The sequence below is a fragment of the Micromonospora sp. RTGN7 genome, assembly GCF_033804645.1.
Classification (GTDB): Bacteria; Actinomycetota; Actinomycetes; order Mycobacteriales; family Micromonosporaceae; genus Micromonospora.
Genome location: NZ_JAPZLF010000045.1, coordinates 1 through 5,046 on the forward strand (window position 1 = coordinate 1; position 5,046 = coordinate 5,046).

Sequence of the window (5,046 nt, forward strand, 5' to 3'; positions counted from 1 at the left end):
GAGGGATCCGTGGGTGAAGGCGACGATGTCGTCTTTTCCGTCGCCGTTGAAGTCTCCGGTGGTCAGGGTTTCACCGTTGAGGCCGAAGAAGTCGTTCCACTTCACCGACGTCCCCGAAAACGACGACCCCGTCGACGTCGCCACATACACGTCGTTGAGCGACCCCCGCGTGAACGCCACCACATCATCCCGACCATCACCACTAAAATCCGTCGGCGAACCCGCCGCTATGCCGGTGACGCGCCCGGCCTCGGCGAGCATCGACCGGGCCTTGGCCTGTGACTGGTCGTAGCGATCGGGGAAGCCGGAGCGTTGGACGCACTGTGCGACTTGGCCGGCGGTGTAGCCGGGGTTGTTGCGTTCACAGGTGATCGCCCGGGTGAAGAACTGCGTCGACGAGTAGACCGGGTCCATGATCTGCTCGGGCGTGCCCCAGCCGTAGTCCCAGCGTTGCTGGAACACCCCGAGTGAGGACTTGTCCCCGCAGGGCAGGTTGTTCATGTGCGACTCGACCCAGCCGGTTTCGAAGCCGGCGAGCATCACCTTGTCGCTGACGCGAAGGCCGAGGCCCACCCGGTGCACGATCACGATGATCGACGGGTCGTGGTTCGCGGGTATCGAGGAGCAGGCCAGCGTGCCGAATTTGTCGTCCGAGGGTGCCGCGGCGGCGGGTGCCGGCGGGGCGGTCACGGCGAGGGCGAGGCCGACGGCGGCGGCCAGCCGAATCGTGCGGAGGACGGGGGCGGGCGTTCGGGTGCGAGTGTCCATGGTGGCCTCCGGAGGCCGGGAGCGGTGGTCCGGGTGGCGGCAGGGCCGCCGTCCCGGGGCGAGGGCGAGCGGGTGGCGACGAGCGGGGAAGGCGGGCGGTGCAGCATAGCGACGACAGGAGTCGATGGATGGATGAAACTTACGACCACTCGACGGCGCAGTCAAGGAAAAAACCTCCGGGCCGGCCGGTTGCCTGGATATGCTTTCCCACCTGCGTAAATGCGCTCGGCGGGGTGACTCCCCATCCTTCGCCGCGCCGCGTGGTATTGACAGAATTCGAACTTGTTGGCTTCACTTCCGCTAGTGGCGCCGTTCAGGGGCCCGCTCGTCGAGGTGACACATGGCCTGGCCCCGCAGCTTGCGAATCGTCGTTCTTACCGCCGTCCTCGCTATCTCCGTCGCCTCCACACCGCCTGCGGCGTCCGCCGCGCCGCGCCCCGTCGCCGTGCCCGCTACCACCGCCTCGGCCCCACCCGGGCCCGGCATGGTGGGCTGGGACGTCTACCGTCGCCTCGACCGGCTGCCCTACCTCGGTAACGGTGCCCGGACCCGGCAGTTCTCCAGCTACGACCGGGCCGGCGGCAACGACGACGGATTCACTGGCACCCACTCCTGCCTGCGCACCGACGACGGCTGCGTGATCGCCGAGGACCAGGGCGCCGGTGAGATCGAGTCGATCTGGTTCACCCGCGACGAGGGGGCGGTCAACGCCACCGGGTGGATCCGCATCGAGCTGGACGGCGCCACCGTCGTCCAGACCGGATTGCAGCACCTCGTCGACGGTGGCCTCGGCGCACCCTTCGTCTTCCCCCTGGTGAGCAACGCCGACCAGACGTCCGGCGGGGTGACCGTCAAGGTGCCGATGCCCTACCGGCGCTCGATGCGCGTCACCACCCAGCACAACCCGCTCTTCCACCACGTCACCTACCGCAGCTTCGCCGACGCCCAGGGGATCCCGTCCTTCGACCCCGCGGACGCCGCCACCGACGTGGTGAACCTGCTGCGGGCCGCCGGCACCCGCGATCCCAAGCCGGCGCAGCCCGGCGCAGCCACGATCGGCGGTACCCACCCCGTCCCCGCCAACGGCCAGGTCACCCTCGCCAGCCTGACCGGTCCCCGGGCGCTCACGGCGCTGCGCCTGCGGGTGCCCGACGCGAGCGCCACCGACTCCCGCCTCGGGCGGCTGCGGCTTCGGATCACCTTCGACGGCCGGACGACAGTGGACTCGCCGGTGGCCGAGTTCTTCGGCTCCGGGCTCGGTGAGCGGTCGGTCCGGTCGCTGATGTCCGCCATGGACACCGCTCCGGGCGGCTGGTACAGCTCCTGGTGGTCGATGCCGTTCCGGACCGCCGCCGCCGTCACCCTCGTCAACACCGACGGCGTCGACCTCGCCGGCGTCGGCTGGGAGATCACCTCCGCACCCGGCACCCAGTGGACCGACGCCCTCGCCGCCGACGGCGACGCCGGCTACTTCACCGCCCAGTCCCGGCGGGGGACGACCTCCCCGGGGCAGGACTGGGCCGTGGCCGAGCAGGGCGGGCGCGGGCGCCTCGTCGGCGTGTCACAGACCATGCGGGGGCACGTCGCCGACGGCAACACCCGCAACTACCTGGAGGGCGACGAGCGAATCCACGTCGACGGCTCGGCGACGCCTCAGCTGCACGGCACCGGCACCGAGGACTTCTACGAGTCCGGCTGGTACTTCAACCGGGGCACCTACTCCGGCGTCTTCACCGGCAACCCCGGGCACCAGCTGCGCACCGGCGGCTGTGCGTACGAGTGCGACGCCGCCTACCGGCTGATGATCGGCGACTCGATCGACTACGGCACCAGCCTGCGTTTCGGCATCGAGCACGGCCCGGCCAACGACATGCCCGCCGAGTACGGCTCCACGGCCTACCTCTACACCCAACCCACCGTCGGGCAGGCGCTCACCGACACGGTCACCGTCGGTGACGCGGCGAGTCGCGCGGCCCACGACTACTCCGACGGCGCCGCGACGCAGTTCCCCCTCACCTCGGTCTTCGAGGGCGACGACGATGCGGCGACGGTCACCGGGCAGGTCCGCGCCGCCACGGCCCCGGTCCGCTTCCGCCTCGCCGTCGCCCCGGACAACCAGGGCGTACGGCTGCGACGCACCGGCGAACAGGGCGCGGCGGGTCAGCAGGTGACGGTGGCCGTCGACGGGGTGGCGGTGGGCACCTGGTCCCAGCCACAGGGCAACGGCACGCAGCGGTGGCGCAGCGACGAGTTCGTCCTGCCCGCGTCGGTGACCGCCGGCCGCTCCTCGATCACCGTGACGCTGGCCCCGGCCGTCGACCGGCCCGCCTGGACCGCCAGCTCCTACACCGCGTCGAACCTGATGCGACCGTACGCCGACACCCGACCGCCGACGACGGTCGCCGCGCCGACCGTCGTCGCCCGGACCCACGCGGTCGCCCTGAGCTGGCCGGCGGCGACCGACGACGTGGGCGTGGCCGGCTACCGGGTCTACGGCGCACGTGCCGCCGACGTGCCGACCACCCCGGCCAACCTGCTCGGCACCGTGCGGACCACCAGCTTCCGGCACGGACCGCTCGGCGCCGGGCAACGCTGGTACTACCGGGTCGTGGCGCTGGACGAGGTGGGTAACGCCGGCCCCTCGTCGGCTGCAGCCACCTCGGTCAGCCGTGCCCGCAACACCAGCGACGTCAACGGAGACGGCCGGGACGACGTGGTCGACTTCACCCGGGGCTCCACCGCCGACGTCCGCACCTCGATCTCCTCCGGCAGCGGCTTCGGGCCGGGTGCCAAGTGGCACGACTTCTTCGCGGCCGACGACGAACTGCCCTTCACCGGCGATGTGAACGGCGACGGGCGAGCCGACATCATCACCTTCACCCGGGGCTCCACCGCCGACGTCTACGTCGCGCTCTCCACCGGCAGCGGCTTCGGGCCAGGGGTGAAGTGGCACGACTTCTTCGCCGTCGGCACCGAGATCCCCGCCGTCGGTGACGTCGACGGCGACGGGCGCGACGACATCGTCACCTTCGTCCAGGGCACCGGCGGGGCCGTCTACGTCTCGCTCTCCGACGGCAGCCGCTTCGTCCAGCAGTCCTGGAAGTGGGGCGACGGCGTAGCCACCGGCAGTCAAGTTCCCGCGCTGGCCGACGTCACCGGCGACGGCCGCGACGACATCGTCGCCTTCACCCGGGGCATCAGCGCCGACGTTCTGGTCCGTCCCTCCACCGGCGCTGGCCTCGGTGCCCCCGCGACCTGGCACGGCAACTTCGCCGTCGGCACCGAACTGCCCGGCGTCGGCGACTTCGACGGCGACGGGCGCGTCGACGCCGTCACCTTCACCCGGGGCGCGACCGCCGATGCCTACGTGTCGCTCTCCAACGGCAGCCGCCTGGTGCAGAACGGCTGGCGGTGGAGCGACCAGATCGCTCCCGGCTCCGATCTTCCCCGCCCGAGCCTCCCCTGACAGGAGCCGCCATGCCCCGGCACCCGAGAACCCTCCGTCGCTACCTCGTCGCGCTGGTCACCCTGGCTGCAGCCGTCCTGACCGGTGCCGTGTCGGCGCCGACGGCCGCGCTGGCCGCGCCCAACTTCAAGGCGCCGTTTCCGTGCGGGCAGCAGTGGACCTACGACCACCACAGCGCCGAGGTGCGCCAGGCGCTCGACTTCGTGCGCGCCGACGGCGGCGCCACCGGCGGCACGCCGCAGGTCGCCTCCGCCGCCGGCGTGGCCCGCCGCTACTCGCAGCCCAGCGGCGCCGGCAACTACGTGGTCATCGACCACGGCGGCGGCTGGACCACCTACTACTTCCATCTCAGCGCCTACTCGGTGCCCGACGGGGCGTACGTCGAGCAGGGCCAGCAGATCGGCGTTACCGGCAGCACCGGTAACTCCTCCGGCCCGCACCTCCACTACGAACAGCTCTACAACGGGGTGGGGCAGTCGATCGTCATCAACGGTGTCTCGCTCGCGCCCTATCCGGGCCAGTACCACCAGAAGTACCTCGTCAGCGACAACTGCGGCGGCGGTGGCGTTGGGGGTGGTCGGTATCTGGGGGGTTCGTCGACGGATTTCAGTGGGGACGGTAAGGACGACATCGTCGCGTTCAACCAGGGAACGCTCAACGACGTGTACGTCGCCACCTCCACCGGAACCTCGTTCGCCGGCACGTCGGTGAAGTGGAACGACTTCTTCGGCCTCAACGGTGAAACCCTGACCACCGGAGACTTCAACGGCGACGGAAAAGACGACATCGTCGCCTTCACCCACGGATCCCTC

3 protein-coding genes are annotated in these 5,046 nt (G+C 70.8%); 2 read left to right on the forward strand and 1 reads right to left on the reverse strand.

The genetic code is table 11. The features are described from left to right. Window positions 1–768, reverse strand: a 768-nt coding sequence (locus SNR22_RS29070) for a VCBS repeat-containing protein (protein ID WP_320069878.1), incomplete at its 3' end; no start/stop codon positions are given. Window positions 769–1,108: 340 nt separating this feature from the next. Between SNR22_RS29070 and SNR22_RS29075 the strand changes: the two genes are divergently transcribed. Both SNR22_RS29075 and SNR22_RS29080 read left to right on the forward strand, forming a co-directional pair. Further along, a complete protein-coding gene (locus tag SNR22_RS29075; protein ID WP_320069879.1) occupies window positions 1,109–4,234 on the forward strand; it encodes a DUF2961 domain-containing protein in 3,126 nt (1,041 codons plus the stop codon). An 11-nt stretch (window positions 4,235–4,245) separates the two neighbouring features. After that, window positions 4,246–5,046, forward strand: an 801-nt coding sequence (locus tag SNR22_RS29080) for a VCBS repeat domain-containing M23 family metallopeptidase (protein ID WP_320069880.1), incomplete at its 3' end; no start/stop codon positions are given.